The sequence below is a fragment of the Kaistia nematophila genome (genome assembly GCF_026343855.1).
In the GTDB taxonomy this organism is placed as follows: Bacteria; Pseudomonadota; Alphaproteobacteria; order Rhizobiales; family Kaistiaceae; genus Kaistia; species Kaistia nematophila.
The window spans coordinates 268,066-291,686 of sequence record NZ_JAPKNK010000006.1 but is presented as its reverse complement, the minus strand read 5'-3'; the positions used below and the strand labels follow the sequence as shown (position 1 = coordinate 291,686).

The 23,621-nt window shown below is 66.8% G+C and carries 17 protein-coding genes and 1 pseudogene; 9 read left to right on the top strand and 9 right to left on the bottom strand.

The annotated features are described in order from the left end of the window. Positions 1-225: 225 nt before the first annotated feature. Entirely contained in the window at positions 226-3,558 is a 3,333-nt protein-coding gene (locus OSH07_RS16010) for a YhdP family protein (protein ID WP_266339670.1), read from the bottom strand. Between the two features lie 314 nt (positions 3,559-3,872). Between OSH07_RS16010 and bcp the strand changes: the two genes are divergently transcribed. The 4 genes and pseudogenes from bcp (at position 3,873) to OSH07_RS15990 (ending at position 7,354) form a co-directional block, all read left to right on the top strand. Continuing rightward, complete coding sequence (bcp, locus tag OSH07_RS16005) at positions 3,873-4,340, top strand: thioredoxin-dependent thiol peroxidase (RefSeq protein ID WP_266339669.1); 468 nt, start codon at positions 3,873-3,875, stop codon at positions 4,338-4,340. A 7-nt stretch (positions 4,341-4,347) separates the two neighbouring features. Further along, the gene (locus OSH07_RS16000; RefSeq protein WP_266339668.1) at positions 4,348-5,175 is read left to right on the top strand and encodes a ferritin-like domain-containing protein; all 828 of its coding nucleotides are present in this window, start codon (positions 4,348-4,350) and stop codon (positions 5,173-5,175) included. 106 nt (positions 5,176-5,281) lie between these two features. Beyond that, complete coding sequence (locus tag OSH07_RS15995) at positions 5,282-6,721, top strand: peptidoglycan DD-metalloendopeptidase family protein (protein ID WP_266339667.1); 1,440 nt, start codon at positions 5,282-5,284, stop codon at positions 6,719-6,721. A 25-nt stretch (positions 6,722-6,746) separates the two neighbouring features. After that, positions 6,747-7,354, top strand: a pseudogene (locus OSH07_RS15990) (nucleotidyltransferase domain-containing protein). 11 nt (positions 7,355-7,365) lie between these two features. Here OSH07_RS15990 and OSH07_RS15985 read toward each other — a convergent pair. Beyond that, positions 7,366-8,337, bottom strand: a complete 972-nt coding sequence (locus tag OSH07_RS15985) for a GlxA family transcriptional regulator (protein ID WP_266339666.1) — start codon at positions 8,335-8,337, stop codon at positions 7,366-7,368. 102 nt (positions 8,338-8,439) lie between these two features. On the opposite strand from OSH07_RS15985, the gene OSH07_RS15980 reads away from it, so the two are divergent. The 3 genes from OSH07_RS15980 to OSH07_RS15970 all read left to right on the top strand — a co-directional run bounded on the left by OSH07_RS15980 (position 8,440) and on the right by OSH07_RS15970 (position 10,270). After that, on the top strand, positions 8,440-8,988 hold the full coding sequence (locus OSH07_RS15980) for a cysteine hydrolase family protein (RefSeq protein WP_266339665.1): 549 nt from the start codon (positions 8,440-8,442) through the stop codon (positions 8,986-8,988). 91 nt (positions 8,989-9,079) lie between these two features. Then, the gene (locus OSH07_RS15975; RefSeq protein WP_266339664.1) at positions 9,080-9,553 is read left to right on the top strand and encodes a cupin domain-containing protein; all 474 of its coding nucleotides are present in this window, start codon (positions 9,080-9,082) and stop codon (positions 9,551-9,553) included. A 120-nt stretch (positions 9,554-9,673) separates the two neighbouring features. Further along, entirely contained in the window at positions 9,674-10,270 is a 597-nt protein-coding gene (locus OSH07_RS15970; RefSeq protein WP_266339663.1) for a class I SAM-dependent methyltransferase, read from the top strand. A gap of 77 nt (positions 10,271-10,347) precedes the next feature. Here OSH07_RS15970 and prfB read toward each other — a convergent pair. Beyond that, positions 10,348-11,476 (bottom strand): peptide chain release factor 2 gene (gene prfB, locus OSH07_RS15965; RefSeq protein WP_266339662.1). Its coding sequence is split into 2 segments (ribosomal slippage): positions 10,348-11,406 and positions 11,408-11,476, totalling 1,128 coding nucleotides; the frame shifts between segments, so codons are not numbered across the junction. Positions 11,477-11,583: 107 nt separating this feature from the next. On the opposite strand from prfB, the gene OSH07_RS15960 reads away from it, so the two are divergent. Beyond that, positions 11,584-12,192, top strand: coding sequence for a DUF4893 domain-containing protein (locus OSH07_RS15960; RefSeq protein WP_266339661.1), 609 nt, complete (start codon positions 11,584-11,586; stop codon positions 12,190-12,192). Positions 12,193-12,368: 176 nt separating this feature from the next. Here the strand turns inward: OSH07_RS15960 and mgtE are convergent, their stop codons facing one another. The 5 genes from mgtE to OSH07_RS15935 all read right to left on the bottom strand — a co-directional run bounded on the left by mgtE (position 12,369) and on the right by OSH07_RS15935 (position 19,190). Beyond that, positions 12,369-13,736 carry a magnesium transporter gene (mgtE, locus tag OSH07_RS15955; RefSeq protein WP_266339660.1) on the bottom strand — a complete coding sequence of 456 codons (1,368 nt, stop codon included), beginning with the start codon at positions 13,734-13,736 and terminating at the stop codon, positions 12,369-12,371. Between the two features lie 314 nt (positions 13,737-14,050). Then, on the bottom strand, positions 14,051-14,488 hold the full coding sequence (locus OSH07_RS15950) for an EamA family transporter (RefSeq protein WP_266339659.1): 438 nt from the start codon (positions 14,486-14,488) through the stop codon (positions 14,051-14,053). 190 nt (positions 14,489-14,678) lie between these two features. Continuing rightward, positions 14,679-15,194, bottom strand: coding sequence for a GNAT family N-acetyltransferase (locus tag OSH07_RS15945; protein ID WP_266339658.1), 516 nt, complete (start codon positions 15,192-15,194; stop codon positions 14,679-14,681). Between the two features lie 61 nt (positions 15,195-15,255). Further along, on the bottom strand, positions 15,256-17,691 hold the full coding sequence (locus OSH07_RS15940; protein WP_266339657.1) for a penicillin-binding protein 1A: 2,436 nt from the start codon (positions 17,689-17,691) through the stop codon (positions 15,256-15,258). A 323-nt stretch (positions 17,692-18,014) separates the two neighbouring features. Further along, complete coding sequence (locus OSH07_RS15935) at positions 18,015-19,190, bottom strand: N-acetylmuramoyl-L-alanine amidase (protein WP_266339656.1); 1,176 nt, start codon at positions 19,188-19,190, stop codon at positions 18,015-18,017. 971 nt (positions 19,191-20,161) lie between these two features. Here OSH07_RS15935 and OSH07_RS15930 point away from each other — a divergent pair. Then, positions 20,162-23,032, top strand: coding sequence for an Rne/Rng family ribonuclease (locus OSH07_RS15930; protein ID WP_266339655.1), 2,871 nt, complete (start codon positions 20,162-20,164; stop codon positions 23,030-23,032). 88 nt (positions 23,033-23,120) lie between these two features. Here the strand turns inward: OSH07_RS15930 and OSH07_RS15925 are convergent, their stop codons facing one another. Then, the gene (locus OSH07_RS15925) at positions 23,121-23,549 is read right to left on the bottom strand and encodes an organic hydroperoxide resistance protein (RefSeq protein ID WP_266339654.1); all 429 of its coding nucleotides are present in this window, start codon (positions 23,547-23,549) and stop codon (positions 23,121-23,123) included. Between the last annotated feature and the right edge of the window lie 72 nt (positions 23,550-23,621).

The following is a 23,621-nucleotide window of genomic DNA, read 5'->3' as shown; positions in this document are numbered from 1 at the left end:
CAAACTAGCCCCAGACGGCCCAAATTGCCGCCTGCGGCTTAATGCATCGCGATCCTTATCAATTAGGATTGCTTGCAATACGAATGAATCAACCTCGCGTTGCTTCGCGGCGAGGTTGATTTCCGACTGCCTTGACCGGTACGCGCGCACAACCGAGCACAACACGGCGCGTGCAATACCGGCGACAGCCGCCAGCGGATCGCGACGCTAGGCCGCGATGCAGCGTCAGTTCACCGGGAATTCGAAGATCTTGCGGAAGATGCCGGGCGTGATCACCGAGAGCGGGTTGATCATGAGGCTCGGAGCGCTCAGCTTGCCGTCGACCTTGAAGGTCACGCCGATCAGGCCGCCCTTGCTGCCGCCGCCGAGCGCCAGGCCAATGATCGGGAGCCGGCCGAACAGGTTGTTGAAGGCGTAGGCGGGCAGATAGGTGCCGGCCAGCGACACGGTCTGCTTGGCAAGGTCGAGCGTACCGTTGAAGGTAGCGCCGACCGAGGCACCGCGCAGCGTCGCGTCGTCGATCACGACGACCGAGCCGCGCTTGGTATAGTCGAGGCGCATGCGGTCGAACGGCACGTTGGCCGGATCGAGGCCGGTGCGGGTCGCTTCCGGCCCGTTGCCATTGGTCGCCGACACAAGCCGCCCCATCGACGGCTCGTCGACGATGCGGAAATTCAGGATGTCGAACACGCCGGAGAACGGGCCGGAGGAACCAGCACGCTGGCCGGTCAGAGTCATGCGGCCGCCGTAGATGCGGCTGTAGATGTCGATGAAGCGGAACACGCTGCCGGCATCGCCGGAATTCAGCCGCAGTTCGGCCTGGTCGCCGCTGTCGACGAAGTTCATCGAGATGCCGCCCTTGTCGAGCATGCCCTCCAGCGACGCCTTCTGGACGACGCCACCGCGCGCCTGCACGATGATCGCCGCGTCCGACAGGGTCGCCTGGTTGAAGCCGATCAGCGTCGCCACCTTGGCGTCGACCGAGATGTCGGCGGCGGCCTCGTTCGGCCCGGTCGCAGAGGCCTTGTACTGGGCGATCAGGCCGCGCACGTCGAAGGAGGAGCCGCGGGCGACGATCGAATAGCCATTGCCCTTGCGGCTCAGATTGACCGAGATCTGGTCACCCTTGCGCAGCGCCAGCTTGTCGAGCTCGGCCGAGACGAGGCCGTATTTAGCGTCGAGCACCGCCTTGCCGCGAAAGCCGAAGCCGTCGCCGGTGGCGACCATGTTGTCGACGACGAAGCCGTTGCCGGTCGGGCGCAGGTCGAAGCTCAGCTTGGCCGGGACGCCGATCCCCTTCGACCAGCCAACCGCCTGCAGCACCAGGCGGGCCTGCTTCAGGTCAAGCTCGTAGTGCTGGCCCTTGCCGTCGCCAAGGTCGGAGACGATGGCGCCGACGGTGCCGCCGAGCACGTTGTCCAGGCCGATTCCGAGCGCCTTGCGTGCCTTCTCGTCGAGGCTCAGCGTCACCTTGCGGCGCCCCGCCTCGGCCTGGCCGTCGCCATCGGTGTCGCCGAGTGGCTGGGAGACGTCGATCGCCGCGGGTACGCCGTTGATCGTCGCCTTGCCGTGGATGGCCACCTCTGCCGGCGTCGCGGTCATGGCGAGCGCGCCGTTCTGGATCAGCTTGCCCTCGATCGGCGCGCTGCTGGCAAAGCCCGTGGTCGTCAGCGCGACCCGCCAGTCGACCTCGGCCGGCGTCACGCCCGGCCGAAGCGGCAGCTTGATCGAGACGTTCGCGCGCGCCTTGCCGGAAAGCGTCGCCGGGTCGATCGACCGGCGCTCCATGGCGCGGATCGGCTCACTGTCGGCGATCTCGGCCAGCGCGCCGACGCTACCCTCCAGTTGCATCTCGATCTGGCCATCGGGGAAACGCTGCGCGGTGTTGGAGACGGCAAAGGCGCCGGCCGTCACATCGACCGTGCCACCGAGCGGCGTGACGACCTTCCCCTTCTCGACGTCGATGCCGAAGGTCGAGCCGGCCAGCACGGCATTGCCGGTCGCTCCGGTCACCGCCGGCACATTGCCGATGGTGGTGAAGGAGACGTCATCGAGGCGCATGTCGAGGCGCATGTATTCTTCTGGCAGGATCACCCGCTCGCCGGTCCAGAGCACGCCGGACGGCACCGACGCCTCGAACCGGCCCGCCTCGAGCGTGCCGCCCTTGATATGCTCATAGGCCCATTTACGCGCCGCTCCGGCCAGGAAGGGCGGCCACATCTGCTTCAGCGTCGAGAGTGCCATCGGCGTGAAGGAGGCGGCCATCGCCAGCGAGGGCGTGGGCCCGTCGAGGCCGAGCGAACCGGCGGCGGCGACCGATCCGCCCTGGGTGGTTATCGAGGCGTCGGTGAAATCGATCCGCTTGGCCAGAACGTCGGCCGTGCCGACAAAGGCAATGCGGTCGGCGACGATCGGCGGCGCATTGGCGTCGTCCGCGAAGAGGACCGCATTGCGGCTTTCGAGCGTGAATCCGTACTGGCCGTCGGACTTGTCCGAGAGCGGCTTGACCTGGCCGACGACCACGGCGCGGGTATCGCCGAAGAAGAGCGAGGAAGGCTCGATGACGATGGCCCGCCCGGGGACATCCCAGCGCATGCGCACGGTCGCCTCGTCGAGCAGGACCGTATCCTTGCCAAGCCCGGAAACGATGTTGCCAGCGCCGAGATCGAGCCGGGCTGTCGCGGCCTGGATCTCGCCCTTGTCGTTCAGGCGAACGGTGAAACGCCCGAACATCGGCACGTCGGATTGCAGCAGGCTGTCGGGCTTGCCGAAGGCGGGGTTGATGTCGGCGAGCGAGAGCTGCGAGACGATCAGCGAGAGGTTGCGATCGTGGTTGTCGGCATCGACCAGGCGCTCGGCCTGCACGCCCCAGCGGCCGGCATAGCCCGACGTCTCGAAATTGGCTTTCACGGCGCCGCTGCCACCATCCACCGTCAGCGCGATGTCGGTATGACCGAAGGTGCGCAGCTGCATCTGGGACGCATCCCAGAGCTGGATGGTCGAGGCATCGACCGAGAGCCGCTCGAAGCCGCGCGCGATGGCGAAATCCACGGCCGGATCGAGCGCGCCATTGACCGTGCGGAGCGCCCGGAGCAACTCCGGGAAGCCGCCATCGGCCAGCGCGGGGCTGTCCGGCGCGGCCGGCGCCACGCTGATGGCGGAAGGCGCCGGAATGTCCTGGCGGACGGTGTCGGCGGTGCCGAGATAGATCGCGCCCGAGGCGGAGCGCACCAGCGACACGTCGGCGTCAGAGATCTCGACCGTGCGGATATCGAGACGCAGTCGCAGCAGCGACAGCGGATCGATCGCCAGCCGCGCGGCGGGAACGGCGCCGACCACAGCATTGCCACGATCGCGTATCGAAATGTCGTCGATCTGCACCACGAGGCCGAGCACGGGATCGACGTCGATCATCGCCCGGCCGACCTTGACCGCATAGTCGGGGCCGAGGCGCGAGGCGATGGAAACGCGGACGCGATCGCGCACGGCGCCAAGCTCGACAGGGCCGGCCGCGACGATCGCCGCGAGCGTGCCGAAAAGAACGACGACAAACAGCAACAACGCCCCGAGCAGGCGCGCCAGCAAGCGAGACCAGCCACGCCTTCTGGGCGGCGGACGCTCATAGAGAGGCCGATGAGCGCGCGCCGATGGATACTCGTCGAGGCGCATTGTCAGGCGTCAACACCCCTTGCCGGCCGTTCCCGTCCCGGGAGCAGCATGAAACCCATCGGTGACGTCGACCGATCCCGTGGAGCAGACCGACTGACTGATTCCGATCTCAGCCGGAATCGCGGGACGATCCAAGCCCCACTTGCAAATTCCCCGTCAATTCTGCTTCTCACGCCAGACAAGTGCGACGAAAGGAAGGCAGCATGTCCACCCTGGCCCAAGGTTCCCTCGCTCCCGATTTCGACCTCCCGGCCGAAGGCGGCAGCAGAATCAAGCTGTCGGACCTCAGGGGACGCAAGGTTGTTCTCTATTTCTATCCGAAGGACAACACGTCCGGCTGCACTCTGGAAGCGATCGATTTCTCGGCCCGCAAGGCCGACTTCGAAGCCGTCGAAACGATTGTCGTCGGCGTGTCGCCCGACAGCGTGAAATCGCACGATTCCTTTCGCAGGAAGCACGATCTTTCGATCCGCCTCGCCTCCGACGAAAACCACGCCATGCTGGAGAGCTATGGCGTTTGGGCCGAGAAATCGATGTTCGGTCACAAATATATGGGCGTGGTGCGCACGACCTACCTGATCGACCGCGACGGCCGCATCGTCCAGGTTTGGGACAAGGTGAAGGTCAAGGGCCATGTCGACGAGGTTCTCGCCGCGGCGCGGAGCGCCTGAAGCCGACATGCAGTCCACCGATCTCCGCAGCCTCGCCGCCGCCTCCGCTCGCATCGTCGCCACCGCCGACCTCGACGAGAAGGTCGAGCTCGCCTTCGCCACCGCCAAGGCGTGGTTCGGCCGCCGCCTGTCGCTCTCCGCCGGCGCGCTCGACGGCGCCATGCCGGCCCGGCCCGGCCGCCCCGCCAACCTCGTGCTGGTGCCGCCGCGCGAATTGCCGAAGCGGTCGGTCCATTCCGAGCATGGCCGGATCTCGATGATCCACTCGCTCGCCCATATCGAGCTGAACGCCGTCGACCTGACCTGGGACCTGGTCGGCCGATTCGTCCGCGTGCCCCTGCCCCGCTCCTTCTTCGACAACTGGGTGCAGGTCGGCCTGGAGGAAGCCAAGCACTATTCGCTGCTCGCCGACCGGCTGAAGGATCTCGGCGCCGCCTATGGCGACCTGCCGGCGCATGATGGGCTGTGGCAAGCGACGCAGGAGACCGGACACGACCTGACCGCGCGGCTGGCCATCCTGCCCCTCGTGCTGGAGGCGCGCGGGCTCGACGTGACGCCGCCGCTGATCGACAAGATGATCGAGGTCGGCGACACAAAGAGCGCCGACATCATGTCGATCATCTACCGCGACGAAAAGCGCCATGTCGCCTTCGGCGCCAAGTGGTTCCGCTTCATGTGCGACCGCCAGCGCCTGCCGCCGGAACCGACCTTCCGGCAGCTCGTGATCAAGCATTTCCGCGGTCCGCTGAAGCCGCCGTTCAACGAAGCGGCGCGCTCCGAGGCAGGCATGACGCCCGGCTTCTACCGCCCGCTGGCGCCCTCGCGCGACCGCTGAAGCAAAGGCCATCAACCAAGCTTTAACCTTAACCGCCTCTAATCGTTGCGATCGGTCGTTCTCCTCGGCCAAAGGTCCGAGTACCGACGTCACGGTTGGAACGCAGATGCCGAGTCACTATCCAGAATATCATCCCGCCCCCCGCCAGAGCCTGGTCTCCCACCTCCCCGCGCCGCCCTTGCCGGAACCCGAGCCGCAGGCGGAAGCGCGCAGCGGCAAGGGCAAGACCAAGCTCGTCGTCTCGCATGGCGAGGGCGTGCGCGCGATCCATATCCGCCCGCGGACCGTGGCGATCGGCGGCGTCTGCCTGCTTCTGCTCTCCTCGCTCTATTTCGGCGCCACCGCCTATCTGTTCTTCCGTGACGGCCTGCTGAACGCGGCTGCCGAGCGACAGAACGCGATCATCGCCTCGCAGAATGTGCGCGAGGCGCGCGAGGTCGAGGCCGCGGCCATCCACGAGGGCCAGATCTCGGCCTATGAGGGCCAGGTGGCCGCGCTGCGCGACAAGGTCGGCAAGCTCAATTCCGAAATCGAGAACCTGAACAAGACGCGTTCGAAAGAGAACGCCGGCGTCGACGAGAAAGTGCGCAGCCTGCTCGACCGCCAGAAGGAACTCGAGGCCCGCCAGAAGGCGCTGGCCAAGGTCGCCGAAGCGGCGAAGCGCGCCGGACTCGACGTCACCATTCCACCGCCTTCCGCCGCGCCTGCCAAGCCGAAACCCGCCAAGGGCCGCAAGGCCGCGCTCGATCCGGAAGTGACCGGCTCGATCTCGCCGGCCGTCGCCAAGCCGAGCGTGCAATTTGCCGACATGGGCCTGCGCTCGCCGCAGCCGATGCCACCGGTCGTGGCCCCGCGCCTCGATCCGCTCGAGGACAAGATCGCCTCGATGGCCGCCGACCAGGACGCGCTCGTCGGGGCCCTCATGGCGGGCGTCAGCCAGCGCAACCAGAAGATCGACAGCGCGTTGCGCAAGCTCGGCCGCCGCGTTCCTCCCGCCCCTTCGGGCATCGGCGGACCGTTCGTGCCGGCACCGAAGGGCGCCGTCTCCACGCCTGCCGAATTCAAGGCCGACGTCGCGACGCTTTCCAACCAGTTCGACCGCCTCGCCAAGCTCCGCCAGATCGCACTCGCCCTGCCGCTGAAGCGGCCTCTCGAGGACGCCGACATCAGTTCGGGCTTCGGCACCCGCCGCGACCCGTTCCTCGGCCGCCTCGCGACCCATACCGGCATCGACTTCCGCGCCCTCTCCGGCCTGCCGGCCCGCACCGTCAACGCCGGCACCGTCATCGCCGCCGCCTATAATGGCGGCTATGGCAATTGCGTCGATGTCGACCATGGCAATGGCGTCGTGACGCGCTACGGCCACCTGCGCAGCATCAGCGTCAAGGTCGGCGAACGCGTCGTCGCCGGCCAGAAGATCGGCACCGTCGGATCGACCGGCCGCTCGACCGGCCCGCACCTCCACTACGAGATCCGCGTTGACGGCGAGGCGATCGACCCGATGATCTATCTGCGCGCCGGCCAGGAAATCAATCGCCTGCTCTAGCCCTGAACCGGCAGGGCAAGGCGCGATGTCCGAAACCGAAATTCCCGACGACGACGCCTGGAGCGCGTGGCGCCCGGAGGAACTCGGCCGCCGCCTACGCGGCGTCGAGAAACCCTGGTGCGTCGTCGGCGGCTGGGCGCTCGACCTCTGGCACGGGCATGAGACCCGCGCGCACGAGGATCTCGAATTCACCGTGCTGCGCGAGGACGTCGCCGCTTTCCGCGCTGCGCTCGGCGGCATGGCGTTTTTCACCGCCGGCGACGGCATCGTCGCGCCGCTCGTCGACGGACGGGATCCAGCCGCCGGGATCTTCCAGATCTGGGCGCTCGACCGCGCGGCGCGGCGCTGGCGTGTCGACATGATGATCGAGCCGGGAACGCCCACCGGGCGGGAGTCTGCAAGCGCGACAACCGCATCCGGCAGCCTCGTGCGGAAATGGTGGCGGTCACGGGCGACGGACTGCCCTATCTGAAGCCGGCCGCGATCCTGCTGTTCAAGGCCAAGCACCGGCGCCCCAAGGACGAGGCCGATTTCGCCCGCGCCTTGCCGAAGCTTCCGGCCGACGAGCGCGTCTGGCTGCGCGACAGCCTGTGCCTGCTCTACCCCGGCCATGACTGGATCGCCGCGCTCTAGGAGCTGGCGGCTCACGCGTGAAAGCGGCGGCGGTACTCGACCGGCGACAGGCCGACGATGCGCGCAAACACCTTCCGGAACGCACCGGGATCGCCATAACCGACCTCCCAGGCGATCTGGTCGACCGACAGGGCGCTGAACTGCAGCGATTCGCGCGCGCGGTTCACCTTGAGCTGCTGCTGGTATTCCGTCGTCGTCAGTCCGGTCGCCTTGCGGAAGCGGCGCAGGAAGGTCCGCTGCTCCAGCCCCGCCCGCGCCGCGAGATCCTCCAGCGATGCATCCCTGGCGCCGACGCCGTGCAGCCAGTGCTGCGCCTGCAGGACCGCGCGGTCGCCATGCTCCAGCGGCGGCACGAAGGTGCTGTAATAACGCTGCTCGCGGCCGGGCGGATCGACCAGCAGGGTCCGCGCCGTGTCCAGCATCACCTCCGAGCCCAGATAGCGGTCGACCAGCTTGAGGCCAAGGTCGGTCCAGGCCATCAGCCCGCCAGCGGTGATGATGTCGCCCTCGTCGATGATCAGGCGATCGAGATCGAGGCGGGCGTCGGGAAAGCGCTGGCGGAAGCGCTCGCCGAGAACCCAATGCGTGGTTACAGCGCGGCCCGACAGCAGGCCCGTCTCGCCGAGCAGGAAGATGCCGGCGCAAACCGAAACCAGCGTGCCGCCAGCCGCGTGAAACCCCCGCATCCACGCCGCATAGGGCGCCGCCACGGCCGCCTCGACGGGACCGAGCAGGCTCGGGACGACGATGAGGGCGGCCGGCTCCCCGGCCGCGCCTTCCGGCGCCGAATCGAAGACACGGACGACCGGACCGCCGGGCGCGTCCTGTCGCCAGTGCGACACACGGATCGGCTCTGCGTCGACCTTGCCGAGGCGCAGCGCCGCCCGGTTCGCCACGGCGAACAGGTCACCAAGGCCGAGCACCGCCGCCATCTGCGCGTCGGGATAGAGCACCAGCCCGATTTCAGTCGAACGCGTCGCCATTTGTCGGAATCGCCCCGAAGATTGTCGATTTCGCCAGTTTAGCGCGAGGCCGCCTGCCTGCATATTCTCCTCGTCTTTCAACAACGCGTCAGGAAATCCGCCATGAGCCAGCGCGCCCTCATCATCGTCGACCTCCAGAACGACTATTTCCCCGGTGGCGACTTCCCGCTGGACGGCATCGACGCCGCCGCCGCCAACGCGGCGAAGGTCCTCGACGCCGCGCGCCGGAACGGCGACGCGGTGATCCATGTGCAGCATCACTCGCTGGCGCCGGAGGCCACCTTCTTCGTGCCCGGCACGCAGGGCGTCGAGATCAACGCTGCCGTCCGCCCGGCCGAGGGCGAGCCGGTGGTGGTGAAGAACTTCCCCAACTCGTTCCGCGCCACGACGCTCAGGGAACTGCTCGACCAGAAGGGCATCGAAGACGTCGTCATCGTCGGCGCCATGAGCCACATGTGCATAGCCGCGACGGGCCGGGCCGCCGCCGATTTCGGCTATCGCACCACCGTCATCCATGACGCCTGCGCCACCCGGGCGCTGGAGTTCAACGGGACCGTCATCCCGTCGGCGCAGGTCCACGCGGCCAACATGGCCGCGCTCGCCTTCGGCTATGCCAAGGTGATCCCGGCCGCCGAGCACCTCGCCGGCTGACCGACGACCAGGGCCGCGAAATTGATGCGGCGACATTCCGAACCTCCTGTAGATTGATGACGCTACGTCATGCATCGCATGGAGGTTCGGAATGCCAGCGTTCGACAAGCCGCTCGCCTCGTTGCCGGGCCGGGAGCGCATCGTCCGCAATTCGCATGGCGGACAGGTCTTCATCCACGCGACCGCCGCCGAGACCGCCGGCGCGCTCGGCATGTGGGAGACCTTCTCCGCGCCCGGCACGGGGCCGCACTGGCACACGCACACGCGGGAGACCGAGGTCTTCCGCGTCATCAGCGGCCGCTACCGCTTCTGGTGCGGCGACACCGTGGTGGAAGCGGAGCCCGGCGCGACGATCACACTGCCGCCCTATGTGCCGCATTGCTGGCGCAACATCAGCGACGTACCCGGCCGCATGCTGGCGATCGTCACGCCGGGCGGCTTCGAGCAATTGTTCATCGAGCTGGAACGAAGGGGCGCGACATCGGACGCCGACGTATTGGCAATCGAGACCGCGCTCGGGATCGTCGACAGCGGCCTGCAGGGAGCCGCTCGCCCGGATCCCTGACGGACGGCACCGCGATACCTGTCGCGCGCCCATCTGTCTGTCATGGAGATCTGGCAGGAGCTGCGGCAGGACCGCGCGACGCCGACATCCGGTTGCGCGCCAGAGATCGAAGGACGACAGATGGCTGCCCAGGACGACCCGACACTCGATTTCTACACGCGCGAGGCGGCCGCCTATACCACGCGGGTCCAGGGGGCGAGCGAGCGCCGGCTGCAGCACTTCCTCGCCGGCCTGCCGGCCGGCGGCGCCGTGCTCGAACTCGGCTGCGGCGCCGGGCAGGACAGCGAGTTCATGATCGCCCGCGGCTTTGCCGTCCGCCCCACGGACGGCACGCCGGAAATCGCGCAGGCGGCGGAACGGCGGCTCGGCATCCCGGTCGCCACCCTGCTCTTCGACGAACTCGACGAAAGTGAAACCTGCGACGGCATCTGGGCCAATGCCTGCCTGCTGCATGTGCCCCGGGCCGACCTGGCCGCCATCCTCAAGCGGATCCATGCCGCGCTGAAGCCGGGCGGCGTGTTCCATGCGAGCTTCAAGGCCGGCCGGGCAGAAGGCCGCGACCAGTTCGACCGCTACTACAATTACCCATCCGAAGCCTGGCTGCGCGAGCTCTATGGCGCCTTCGATTGGGAGATCGCGATCGAGGCCGGCTTCGGCAGCGGCTTCGACAACAAGCCGACCGACTGGCTCTACGTCACCGCCATTCGCCCCGGCTGAGGCGATGGAATCAAAACGGGCGGAGCCATCGCTCCGCCCGTCGCATTCGTCCACATGGACCGGCGGCAATGCCGCCGTCAGTCGATGTCCTGCACGTCGGCGGCGGGGCCGCCGAGGCGCTGGGCGAGCGCCGCTTCCATGAAGTCGGTCAGGTCGCCGTTCAGCACGTCCTGCGGGCTGGTCGATTCCACGCCGGTGCGCAGATCCTTCACCAGCTGGTACGGCTGCATGACGTAGGAACGGATCTGGTGCCCCCAGCCGATGTCCTTCTTGCTCGACTCGGTCGCCATGGCGGCCGCCTCGCGGCGCTCCAGCTCGGCCTCGTAGAGGCGCGAGCGCAGCATGTCCCAGGCAGCGGCCCGGTTCTTGTGCTGCGAGCGCTCGCTCTGGCACTGCACGACGATGCCGGACGGCATGTGCGTGATGCGCACGGCCGAGTCGGTCGTGTTGATGTGCTGGCCACCGGCGCCCTGCGCGCGATAGGTGTCGATACGGCAGTCGCTTTCGTTGATCTCGATCTCGATCGAATCGTCGACGACCGGATACACCCAGATCGAGGCGAACGAGGTGTGGCGGCGCGCGGCGCTGTCATAGGGCGAGATGCGGACCAGGCGGTGAACGCCCGACTCGGTCTTCAGCCAGCCATAGGACTGCTCGCCCTTGACGAGGATCGTGGCCGACTTGATGCCCGCCTCTTCGCCGTCATGGACTTCCAGCAGTTCGACCTTGCGGCCGCTCTTCTCCGCCCAGCGCGTGTACATGCGCAGCAGGATATTGGCCCAGTCCTGGCTCTCGGTGCCGCCGGCGCCGGCATGGACTTCGAGATAGGTGTCGTTGCCGTCGGCCTCGCCGGACAGCATCGAATTGACCTGGCGCTTGCGGATGTCGCCCTTCAACGCGACGATCGCGGCCTCGGCGTCGGCGATGATCGAGGCGTCGCCTTCGGCCTCGCCCATCTCGATCAGCTCGATATTGTCGGCAAGCTCGCGCTCGCTGGTCAGGACGGCGTTGATGCCATCCTCGAGGCCCTGGCGCTCGCGCATCAGCTTCTGCGCCTTCTGGGGATCATCCCAGAAATTCTGCGTCTCGGAGAGGGCGTTCAGTTCGAGCAGGCGTCTCTGGGCACGATCCCAGTCAAAGATGCCTCCTCAGCAGGGTTATGCCCTGCTTGATTTCGTCGATGATCGATTCGATCTCGGCTCGCATTGGATGGACGTCCATTTCTCGTTCGGGCAGGTTCTCCCCGCCGGGTGGGGCAACATAGTGAGCCCCCCTCTCCATGTAAACCAAGCGGATCGACCCGGGAGACTTTCATGACGCTGCTTCCCAAGGCATTGAACACCCGCCGCCGCCTGCTGGCGGGCCTGGCCCTGCTGCTCTTTCCGGGCATCGCGTTCGCCGATGGCACGATGGCGGCGCGGACCCTGACCAAGACCGACAAGGAGCGGATCGCCCGCTATGAGGCGGCGCAGAAATCCGCCATCGCCGAGGCGCGGAAAGGCGGCGACAGCGCCGAGGTGGCGACGCTCGACGCGCTGCTGGCGTTGAAGCCGCAGCCGATCCTCGGCGTCGACATCCGCGGCGATTATCGCTGCCGAACGATCAAGCTCGGCGGCAGCCTTCCCCTCACCGTCTATGGCTGGTTCAACTGCCGGATCGACGAGGACGACCTCGGCTACCGGCTGACCAAGACGAGCGGCTCGCAGCGCCTGACCGGCCACTTCATCGACGATTCCGCCAATCGCTTGCTCTATTACGGCGTCTCGTACATCGCCGGCGACAAGCCGGGCCGCTACGGCGCCAAGGCCGACGACGACCAGGTCGGCTACTTCCTGAAGACGGGCCCGTCGAGCTACCGCCTCGACCTGCCGCTGCCGAAATTCGAATCGAAGTTCGACATCATCGAGCTGAAGAAGAAGTAGCGTTCACGGGATCACCGTGCGTGCTTCGAGGCCGGCTTTCTTGAACCTCCCCCTCGAGGGGAGGTCGAAAACGCCCTTGCGTTTTCGGGAGGGGGTATTTGGCGAAGATTCCCTCCCCAAGACCGCCCAATGCGGTCTTGCTCCTCCCTCCAGAGGAGGGTTCAAGCGCCCGTCCCCTACAACAGCGTGCCGCTCAGGATGACGAGCGCCACCGAGAAGTAGATGACGAGGCCGGTCACGTCGACGAGCGTCGCGACGAATGGCGCCGAGGCGCTGGCCGGGTCGAACCCGAGCCTCTGCAGGATGAAGGGCAGCATGGAGCCCGTCATCGAACCGAAGGTGACAATGCCGAGAAGACCGGTGCCGACGGTTGCCGCGACCAGGATCCAGTGCTCGCCATAGTCATAGAGGCCCAGCATCTGCCAGACGGTGATGCGGATGATGCCGAGCGTGCCGAGGATGGCGCCGAGCGTCAGGCCGCTCGGCAGCTCGCGCAGCGCGACCCGCCACCAGTCCCTGAGCTTGACCTCGCCGAGCGCCAGCGCGCGGATGATCAGCGACGTCGCCTGCGAACCGGAATTGCCGCCCGAGCTCATGATGAGCGGGATGAACAGGGTCAGGACGATCGCCTTCTCCAGCTCCGTCTCGAAATGCTGCATCGCCGTCGCCGTCAGCATCTCGCCGATGAACAGCGCGCAGAGCCAGCCGGCCCGCTTCCGCATCATCATCAGGAAGCTGATGTCCATGTAGGGCTCGTCGAGCGCCTCCATGCCACCGAACTTCTGCACGTCCTCCGTGCTCTCCTCGAAGATGGTGTCGATGATGTCGTCGACGGTGACGATGCCGACGACATGGAAGCGTTCGTCCACGACCGGCACGGCGATCTGATCGTATTTCGAGAACAGGCGCGCCACTTCCTCGCGGTCTGTGCGGGGGGTGACGGTGATCGGACGGCGGTGCCGGGCTGCGGACAGGACAGGCGCATTCGGTTCGGCCGCGATCAGGCGGCGCAGCGTCACCGTCTGGACCAGGGCCTGCGTTACTGGATCGAGCACGCAGATCGTGTAGATCGTCTCGCGGCTCTTCTCGACCACGCGGATGTGCTGCAGCGTCTGGCCGACGGTCCAGTTGGCCGGCACGCTGACCACCTCCGTCGTCATGATCGAGCCGGCGCTGCCCTCGGGATAGGCGGCCAGCCGGGCGACGGCGTTGCGCGTCTCGGGGTCGAGCTTGGCGATCAGCTGCGACCGGCGCGGCTCCTCGATTTCGGCAAGAAGGTCAGTGGCCCGATCCGCCGACATGCCGGCGAGAACGCGCACCGCGCGCCCGATCGGCAGGCTCGAGATCAGTTCGACCGAGGCCTCGAACTCCGGCTGGTCGAGAACCTCGATCAGCCGATCTTCGGAAAGGCCGGCCAGGATGGCCGGAGCCTCCTCGGGCTCGTGTTCGTTGAGATGTTCGACGAGGTCGGCGACGTGCTCGCCTTCGAGGTCCAGTGCGCGCGAACGCAGGGTCGCCTCGTCTTCGCGGACGATATCTTCCATGACTCACTCCGATCGGCCACCCAGCCGGTCGCGTGAGCCGATCGAGCGATCAGGTCACGGCGGCCGTGGGCGGCGCCTGTATTCGACAGCTACTGTCGCTCGACATGAAACGGGGGTTCCGATGGGGGTCGGCGGCCCGGAGGCAAACCGACTTGACTGTGGTGAGGTGCGCCAGTACGGGCGCGGCGTCAAGGCCTTTCGCGCAGCTCCCTGCAACGAAATCCAAAATGACGCAGAATTGCGGCACGATGGCACCCTGAGGCGGCTACGGAACACGCAGAGCCCGATCCTGGCAAATCCCCCAGGGACCCGGCTCAGCTGCGCATGGCCACCAGAATCGCCCCGGACGCGATCAGGAGCACGCCCAGCCAATTCTTCGCCGAGAGCTTCTCGCTCAGGAAGACGACTCCGAATACCGCCACCAGGACGACGCTCAGCTTGTCGATCGGCGCGACGCGGGCGGCGTCGCCGAGCTTCAGGGCGCGGAAGTAGCAGAGCCAGGACGCGCCCGTCGCGAAGCCGGATAGCACCAGGAAGGCATAGCTCTTCGGCGACACCGTGCCGAAGGGCTGCCACTGACCGGTCGCCGTCAGGATGAAGGCGATGGTGACGAGGATGACGATGGTGCGAATGAAGGTGGCGAAGTCGGAATTGACATTGCTGATGCCGACCTTGGCGAAGATGGCGGTCAGAGCGGCAAAACCGGCTGAGAGCAGCGCCCAGAAGATCCACGACGCAAGCATGTCCCGCATTTCTGTTCTCCTCGGCGAGGCCGGAAGCGTCGCAGAAGGCAGTTCGGCGCGCAACGCGGGAAAGCCCCTCACCCCAGCCCTCTCCCGCGCGCGGGAGAGGGAGCACGACGGCACTCCTCACGAGGACAGGGCCGCGCACCTGCTGGCCCTCACCCGCTTGTGGGAGAGGGTTGGGTGAGGGTCTTGCTGCCTAGCCGAGCGGCCGCACCATAAAGCGGGCGTCGTCGTCGTAGCTGCGGAGCTTCGTCTCAAGCGTCGGGTCCGACACCGTCTCGAAGCCATGTCGGCCCCAGAACCCGGCCGATTCGTTGACCGCGACCAGAGAGACGTCCGGGCAGCCCGCCCTTGCCGCGCCCTCGAGCAGGATCCGGACGATGGCGGAGCCGGCGCCCTGTCCGCGCGTCTCCGGCAGCAAGGCGAGGTCATGGATGTAGTAGGTGGTCGGCCGCTCCGGCAAGGCGCCGAGCAGCGTGTTCAGCGACGGCGGCGCGAAGGCGAGCGCCGGATGGCTCAGCACATAGGCGATGAGCGCGCCGTCCTTCTCATAGACCCAGCATCCCTCGGGCCACAGGCGCAGCCGCTCGGCAAAGATCTCGGGATCCTCGGGATAGGCCTCATGCACGCGATCGGCGATCGCGGCCACGGCCGGGAGGTCGGCCGGCCGCATCGGCCGCCATCCGCCCGTCGTCATCGGAAATTCGGTCATGGTCTCGTTCGGGAATACGGCGCAAACGAAGAGGCCGCGGGGGAGCCCGCGGCCTCTTGGATCAATACAGTCCGCCGGTGCCGGATATGACAGCCCGGTCGGCCTCCGGCGCCACGGTCAGCGGCTGACCATTCGCATCGGTCTGGCCGATGATCGAGTAGGTATCCGGCGGACCCGTGCCCGGCTTGAACGCCTCGAGGATCGTGCCCGGATTGCCGGCGGCGGAGCGCATACCGGTCTTGCGGTCGATCGGGATCAGCGTCAGTCCCTCGGGCACGCGGAAGGGAATGCCCGGCTTGTCCGCAAGCGCCAGCTTGAAGAAGTCGCCGGCGATCGGCGCCGCGACCTCGCCGCCCGTCATGCCACGACCCATCGGCTTCGGATTGTCGTAGCCGATGAAAACGCCAACCACGAGATCCGGCGAGTAGCCGATGAACCAGGCGTCCTTGTAGTCGTTCGAGGTGCCGGTCTTGCCCGCGAGCGGCTTGCCGACGCTCTTAAGCACCGTCGCCGTACCCCGCTGCACCACGCCTTCGAGCATGGAAGTGACCTGGTAGGCCGTCATCGGGTCGAGCACCTGCTCGCGATTGTCCTCGATGACCGGCTCGTCCTGATGGGTCCACTGCTCGGCGTCGCACTGCTCGCAGACCCGCTCCTCATGCTTGAAGATGGTCTTGCCGAAGCGGTCCTGGATGCGGTCGATCAACGTCGGCTTCACCTGGCGGCCGCCATTCGCGAACACCGAATAACCGGAGACCATGCGCAGCACCGTCGTCTCCGACGCGCCAAGCGCGTTCGGAAGGAATGGCCCGAGCTTGTCGTAGACGCCGAAACGCTTGGCGTATTCGGCCACGAGCGGCATGCCCATGTCCTGCGCCAGACGCACCGTCATCACGTTGCGCGACTGCTCGATGCCGGTCCGGAGCGTCGACGGCCCGTAGAACTTCTGGGCGTAGTTTTCCGGACGCCAGATCGGCTGGCCATAGCCTGGGTCGATTTCGATCGGCGCGTCCATCACGACGGAGGACGGCGTGTAGCCATTGTCGAGCGCGGCGGCGTAGACGAATGGCTTGAAGGACGAACCGGGCTGGCGCATCGCCTGCGTCGCACGGTTGAACTGGCTCTCCGAATAGGAGAAGCCGCCATCCATCGCCAGCACGCGGCCGGTATGCGGATCCATCACCACCATGGCGCCGCCGATGTTCGGCACCTGGCGCAGGCGGTAGGAGTCGGGCTTGCCGTCGGCCGGCTCGACATAGACGACGTCGCCGACCTTCAGCACGTTCTCGACGGTCCGCTTGCCGCCGAGCGTCCATTTCATCTCGGAGGCCGGGATCGTGCCCGTTTCGCGCGCGGCCAGCAGCTTGCCGGTTTCGTCACGGCCGGGCTGCAAGCCGATCTGGGCCTCGTCCTTGCTGGTCGCGGTGACGATGGCCAGGCGCCATTCGATGACGTCGGTGAGCGCAGGCACGCTGCCGACGGCAACGCCCCAGTCCCCCTCGATCGGCACGTTCTTGACCGGGCCGCGCCAGCCATGCTGCTCGTCGAACTGCACCAGGCCGTTCATCAGCGCCTGACGCGCCATCACCTGCATGCCCGGGTCGAGCGAGGTGCGGACCGAGAGGCCGCCGTCATAGAGCGCCTTCTCGCCATACATCTGCATCAGCTGACGGCGCACTTCCTCGACGTAATAGTCGGCGGCGAAGATGTGCGGGCTGGCGACGCGCGTCTTGACGCCGAGCGGCTGGGCCTTGGCGGCCTCGCCCTCATCGGCGGTCGCGTAGCCATTCTCGACCATGCGGTCGATGACCCAGTTGCGGCGCTCGATGGCGCGGTCGGCGTAGCGGAAGGGATTGTAGTTGTTCGGGCCCTTCGGCAGGGCGGCGAGATACGCGGCCTCGGAGAGCGTCAGCTCATGCACCGACTTGTCGAAATAGGACAGCGACGCCGCGGCGACGCCATAGGAGCCGAGGCCGAGGAAGATTTCGTTCAGATAGAGCTCGAGGATCTTGTCCTTCGAGTTCGCCTGCTCGATGCGCAGCGACAGGATCGCTTCCTTGATCTTGCGATCGAGCGAGCGCTCGTTGGTGAGCAGGAAGTTCTTGGCGACCTGCTGGGTGATCGTCGAGGCGCCGATCATGCGCTTGTCGGACGAGAGCGCGGCGACGTTCTGCAGCGCGGCGCGGGCGATGCCGTAATAGTCGAGGCCGGCGTGCTGGTAGAAATTCTTGTCTTCGGCCGAGATGAAGGCTGCCTTGACCCGATCCGGGATCGCCTGGATCGGCAGGTAGAGACGCCGCTCGCGGGCATATTCGCCGACCAGCTGGCCGTCCGACGCATGGATGCGCGTCATCACCGGCGGCTCGTATTTCGCCAGCACCTCGACGGAGGGCAGACCGCCCGTCAAGCCGGAGACATACCAAGCCACACCTGCAGCAACTGCCAAGAAAAACACGGCGCCAATCCCGAATAAATAGCCGATTAGTCGCAGAAACATATCGCTCGCGTTCCCCGCTGGATCGCCTTGCCGGCGACGAGCTCAGGCCGACGAGACGAACCCCGGTTCGAAATTGGATGAACGGCCTGGCACGGGTTGCCACACCGGTTCCGATAAAAGAACGACACCGCCCGCGCTCTCCGCGCGACCAACGCCACAAGGCTTCAGGCTCAACCGCCCGTTGACTGAAGGCGAACTGCAGGTTCGTTTGGCCTCGATAGACCCAACGGGTCCGTTCTTCCAGTCGATTTGTGGAGAAACTTGGGCGCAGAGGCCACCAAGGGAAGCGCTGGCGGCTGCGTGATTTTCAGGCAACAGCGGATTCATGGCGCGCCGACCGCGGAATTCGGGGCTTCCGAGGCCGCCATGTTCGCCACCCGGTTGCGGAAATATTCGTCTATCGCCCGCGAGATCGCCACCGCCGTCTTGTCCCGCCATTCGGAGGAAGTCAGCAGCTTTTCATCATCCGGATTGGACAGATAGCCGAGTTCGACCAGCGCCGACGGCACGTCCGGCGCCTTCAGCACCATGAAGCCCGCCTGCTGGTGCGCGCGCTTGAACAGCCGCACGCCGGGCTTCAGTTCCTTGATCACGTTGCGGGCGAAGACGACGGCGAAATTCTTCGTCTCGCGGCGCGCGAGGTCGATCAGGATGTCAGAGACCTCGTTGGTATCCTCGGGCACCTCGACGCCGGCGAGGATGTCGGACTTGTTTTCCGATTCCGCGATCGACGCCGCCATCTGGTCCGAGGCGCGCTCCGACAGGGTGTAGACGGTCGCGCCGCGGATATCGCTGCCCGAGAACGAATCGGCGTGGATCGAGATGAACAGGTCCGCGTGCTTGGCGCGCGCATACTGGACGCGGCCGCGCAGGGGGATGAACGTGTCGTCCGAACGGGTCATCAGCACTTCGTAGCGGCTGTTCGCCTCCAGCTTCTCGCGCAGCGTCTGGGCGAAGGCGAGGACGATGGTCTTCTCCATCATGCCGGACTTCGCGATGGCGCCGGAATCGATTCCGCCATGGCCGGGATCGAGCACGATGCGCAGCTTGCCGTCGTTGGGTGCCGGGCCCGGCGTCGCGTCGAGCTCGTGCTGGGCGGCGGCGCGGTCGCGATCACGCGAGATCCGCAGCGTATCGAGAAAGGCGGTGCGGGTGCTCTTGACCAGGTCGACCACGAGACGGGCGGGCTGGTCGTTCTCGGCCGGCAGCACGAAGGCCTTGTCGACCGCGACCGGCCCGGTCGCGTCGAGCACGATGCGCGACTTGCCGGCGGAGATCAGACCGTAGCGGAAGGCGGAGATCAGCCCCTTGCCGGTCTTGCCGGCGTCGGCGGCGAGGTCGAAATGCATTTCCGGCAGGTCGACGACGACGCGATAGGGCTCGTCGAGCGTAAAGACCGACACGGCCGAAGGGCCGGTCAGGTCCATGACGAAACGGGTGCGCGCCGCATCCCCGACGACGCGGGCCTCGCGCGCGACGACCGGTGCCGTCTCGGCCACGGCCGGGACGACCGCCGACGGATCATCGCCGGCCGAAGGGCTCGCGACCCGCGAGGGAAGCTGCGAAACGGGCGACGCGTCGCCGGGCCGCGATCCGGCCGGCGCAATCGCGGAGGTGATGCTGTTGTCGATCGGGGATTCCGCCGCCGAAGCCAGCGCGGAAACCAGTATGAAGCACCCGGCGCCCAGCCATCGCCCGAGCCCGTGGCGGACCCGTCGCCAACTCCGTGGATTGCCGCTGATGCCTTGTCGTTCTCGCATGCCTGTCGTATCGCCCGGTTCAGCCTGGCCCCCGCCCCGATCACGGCTGTTTAGACGAATAGGATCGAATGGTTAAGAGCTCCTGACCAGACGAGACCGGCGCAGTGTAGCACAACTGAAAAATCTGAGCCGGATCAGTGCCGGTAGCGCCCTCTCGATCGCCGGTCCGCCCCACCCAATATCCTTGCCAAGAATCGTCGCCTTCCATAAAAGGAGACTACGGAATTCATCCTCCGACCGGTTTGCTGCCTAACGTGGCGTGATCGGCATGATGCGGTGGGGCGCTGAGAGACATCCGGCCGGAGCTAACGGCCCAAAGTCCCAGGAGCGCTCCGCGGTCACTTCGGTGCATGGTGGGAGGATGGGACAGGTATCCTTGTCGTGCACGCTCGACTTTTCCGAGCGCTCGACGAGCGGACCTGCGATCCGGCGGCTGCGTGACGCGGAAGCGTCCACGGTCGGATTTCCGGCTGAGGCAACTTGGCCGGCGTGTTCTTCAAGAGGCTCAAAGCGCGTACCGATGTTCTTGCCGACCCCCTATCGTCCCGCCAACCTTGAACCGGCCATTGCCGGTCGGGTGGCATCGACGGTGCTGGCGCAGGCACGCGCACGTTCACTTTTCCCCCATTTCGGCTTCTTCGCGATCAACACGGCATCGGCGCTTCGCGCCGGCCGGAGACTTGCGCGTCGAGCCATGGAGAATTTCCAATATGGCAAACAAGATGCTCATCGATGCCACCCACCCGGAGGAGACCCGGGTCGTGGTGGTGCGCGGCAATCGGGTCGAGGAATTCGACTTTGAATCTGCCAGCCGCAAGCAGCTTCGCGGCAATATCTATCTAGCCAAGGTCACGCGCGTTGAACCCTCGCTGCAGGCGGCCTTTGTTGAATATGGCGGCAACCGCCACGGCTTCCTCGCTTTCTCGGAAATCCACCCCGACTACTACCAGATCCCCGTCGCCGACCGTCAGGCGCTGATCGAGGCGGAAGAGCAGGAAGAGCGCGAGGCCGAGGAGCGCGCCGCCGCCAAGGCCAAGAATGCGCGCCGGCGCAGCGGCCGTTCGGCTGCCGCCAAGGCCGCCGACGAAGCCCGCTCGGAAGCCGTCGGCGCCGAGGAAGGCGCATCGGCCGAAGCAGCCCAGGCTGACGAGGCAAACGCCGAGGCCGGCGCCCATGACGAGGCGCATGCCCACGACGCGCATGCCGGCGAGCACCACGACGATCATTCCCATGATGACGAGGCTCATGGCGAGCGCCGGGCCTCGGCCGAGAGTGACGACCATGCCGACGAGAACGGCGCGGAGGACGATTCCTCGTCGCATCTCGACGCCCCCGCCTCCGATCATAGCGTCGAGGAGATCGGCGGCGACGAGGAGCATGAGGAAGACGCCGTTGAGCTGGTCGGCGCCGAGGACGCGCTCGAGGAACTGCCGGAGCGCCGCCGTGGCCGTGGCCGCCAGTACAAGATCCAGGAAGTGATCAAGCGCCGCCAGGTGCTGCTCGTCCAGGTCGTCAAGGAAGAGCGCGGCAACAAGGGCGCGGCTCTCACCACCTATCTGTCGCTCGCCGGCCGCTATTCGGTGCTGATGCCGAACACGGCGCGCGGCGGCGGCATCTCCCGCAAGATCACCAACACCGCCGATCGCAAGCGCCTCAAGGAAGTCGCCGCCGATCTGGAGGTGCCGGAGGGCATGGGCGTCATCCTGCGCACGGCAGGCGCCTCGCGCACCAAGGCCGAGGTCAAGCGCGACTTCGAATATCTGCTGCGCCTCTGGGAGAACGTCCGCGAGCTGACGCTGCGCTCGGCCGCCCCTACCCTCGTCTATGAGGAAGGCAGCCTGATCAAGCGCTCGATCCGCGATCTCTACAACAAGGACATCGACGAGGTTCTCGTCGCCGGCGATGACGGCTATCGCGAGGCGAAGGACTTCATGCGCATGCTCATGCCGAGCCATGCGAAGAACGTGCAGCCCTATCGCGAGAGCCAGCCGATCTTCGCCCGCACCGGCATCGAGGCGCAGCTCGACGCGATGTTCTCGCCGCAGGTGACGCTGAAGTCCGGCGGCTACATCGTCATCAACCAGACCGAAGCGCTCGTCGCCATCGACGTGAACTCGGGCCGGTCGACGCGCGAGCACAACATCGAGGACACCGCGCACCAGACGAACCTGGAAGCGGCCGAGGAAGTGGCGCGCCAGCTCCGCCTGCGCGATCTCGCCGGCCTGATCGTCGTCGACTTCATCGACATGGAGGAGAAGCGCAACAACCGTTCGGTCGAGCGCAAGCTCAAGGATGCGCTGAAGAACGACCGCGCCCGCATCCAGGTCGGCCGCATCTCGCATTTCGGCCTGCTCGAAATGTCGCGCCAGCGCCTGCGCACCGGCGTCGTCGAGAGCTCGGTCGAGACCTGCCCGCATTGCCATGGCACCGGCTATGTCCGCGCGCCGGCGTCGGTGGCGCTGCATGTTCTGCGCTCGCTCGAGGACAACCTCCTCAAGGGCGCAACCCACAACCTGACCATCCGCACCAAGACGGTCGTCGCGCTCTACATTCTCAACCAGAAGCGCAACCACCTGGCCGAGATCGAGGCGCGCTTCGGCATTGCCATCACCGTTCTCGCCGACGAAAGCGTCAACTCCGCCCAGCACTACATGCTGGAGCGCGGCGAAGCGGTCGCTCCGCGTGACGTCCCGCAGGTCGCGGCCCCGTCTCACATCGTTCATCCCGACACGATCCAGCCGGTCGACGAGGAGATCGAGGACGAGACGGAGGCCGATGGTGCCGAGGCAGAGGCGGAAGCCGCTGGCGAAGGCTCGGCCGATGGCGCCCGTGCCGATGAAGGCGGACGCCGCAAGCGCCGTCGCCGTCGTCGGCGTCGTGGCGGCGAGGCTGCCGGCGAGGCCGGACAGGAAGCCGGAGCCGCCGATGCTGGTGACGAGGACGAGGACGGCGAGGCCGGTGAAGGCGCCGCTGCCGAGGCCTCGACGGGCGAAGCCTCCGAGGCGGGCCAGGACGCCGAAGGCGACGAGACCGAGCACGACGAGAATGGCGAGCCGCGCCGTCGTCGCCGCCGTGGCCGTCGCGGCGGGCGCCGTGGTCGCCGTGGCGCCGAGGGCGAAGGCTCCGAGGAGAACCGGACGCTCGAGCTCGACGAAACCGGCGAAGTCATCTCCGAAGGCTATGTCGAGGTCGAGGATGAAGGCATTCGCGACGTCGAGCCGGAAGATGCCGGCGAGCGCCTGATCGCCTCGGACATCCCGGTCGCCGACATCGCCGACATGTCCGAGCCGTTCCTGGACGAGATCCGCGACGAGCCGGAACTCGACATGCCGGAAACCGGCGACAACGAGGATGACGCGCCGGCGGAAGAACGCCCGAGCTTCAGCGTGATCACCGAGGACACGATCGAGGCCGAGGAACAGGCCGAGGCGGTCGAGCGCGAGCTCGATCAGGCAGCCGCGGCGTCGGAAGCGCCGGCCCCGCAGGCCGAGCCCGCCGCCGAAGAGGCCACGCCCCCGGCAGAGCCCGAGGAAGACCGCCCGAAGCGCGGCGGCTGGTGGCAGCGCCGCTCCTTCTTCTAGGCGCAGCGAAAAGCATCCGGCGAAAGCCCTATGAATCGAAAAGGCCCGGCATCCGCCGGGCCTTTTCCTTTACGAGCTTCGCCGCGTCTCAGACGGCGACGGCGAGGCGGACGTCGAGATTGGAGCGGGTCGCTTCCGAATAGGGGCAGACGACATGCGCCTTGGCGACGAGATCCTCGGCCGCGGCCTTGTCGAAACCCGGGATGGCCACCTGGATCGCCGCGTCGAGGCCGAAGCCGGCGCCGTCGGCGCGCGGACCGATGCCGACTTCCGCCGTCACGGTGGTGTCGTCCGGCAGCTTGACCTTCTCCTTGCCGGCGACGAAGCGGAGTGCGCCCATGAAGCAGGCCGAATAGCCCGCCGCGAAGAGCTGTTCCGGATTGGTGCCGGGGCCGTCATTGCCGCCCAGCGACTTCGGGATGCTCAGTTGAAGATCGAGGCGACCATCGGAGCTGGTGCTGCGGCCGTCGCGGCCACCACCCGAGGACGTTGCGGCGGCGGTGTAAAGTATCGTCATGATTGGCTCCTGCATGCTCGGCGCCGAGGCGCCCATCGGTCCGGCTGTCGTCCGGCGACGAATTAGATCGCA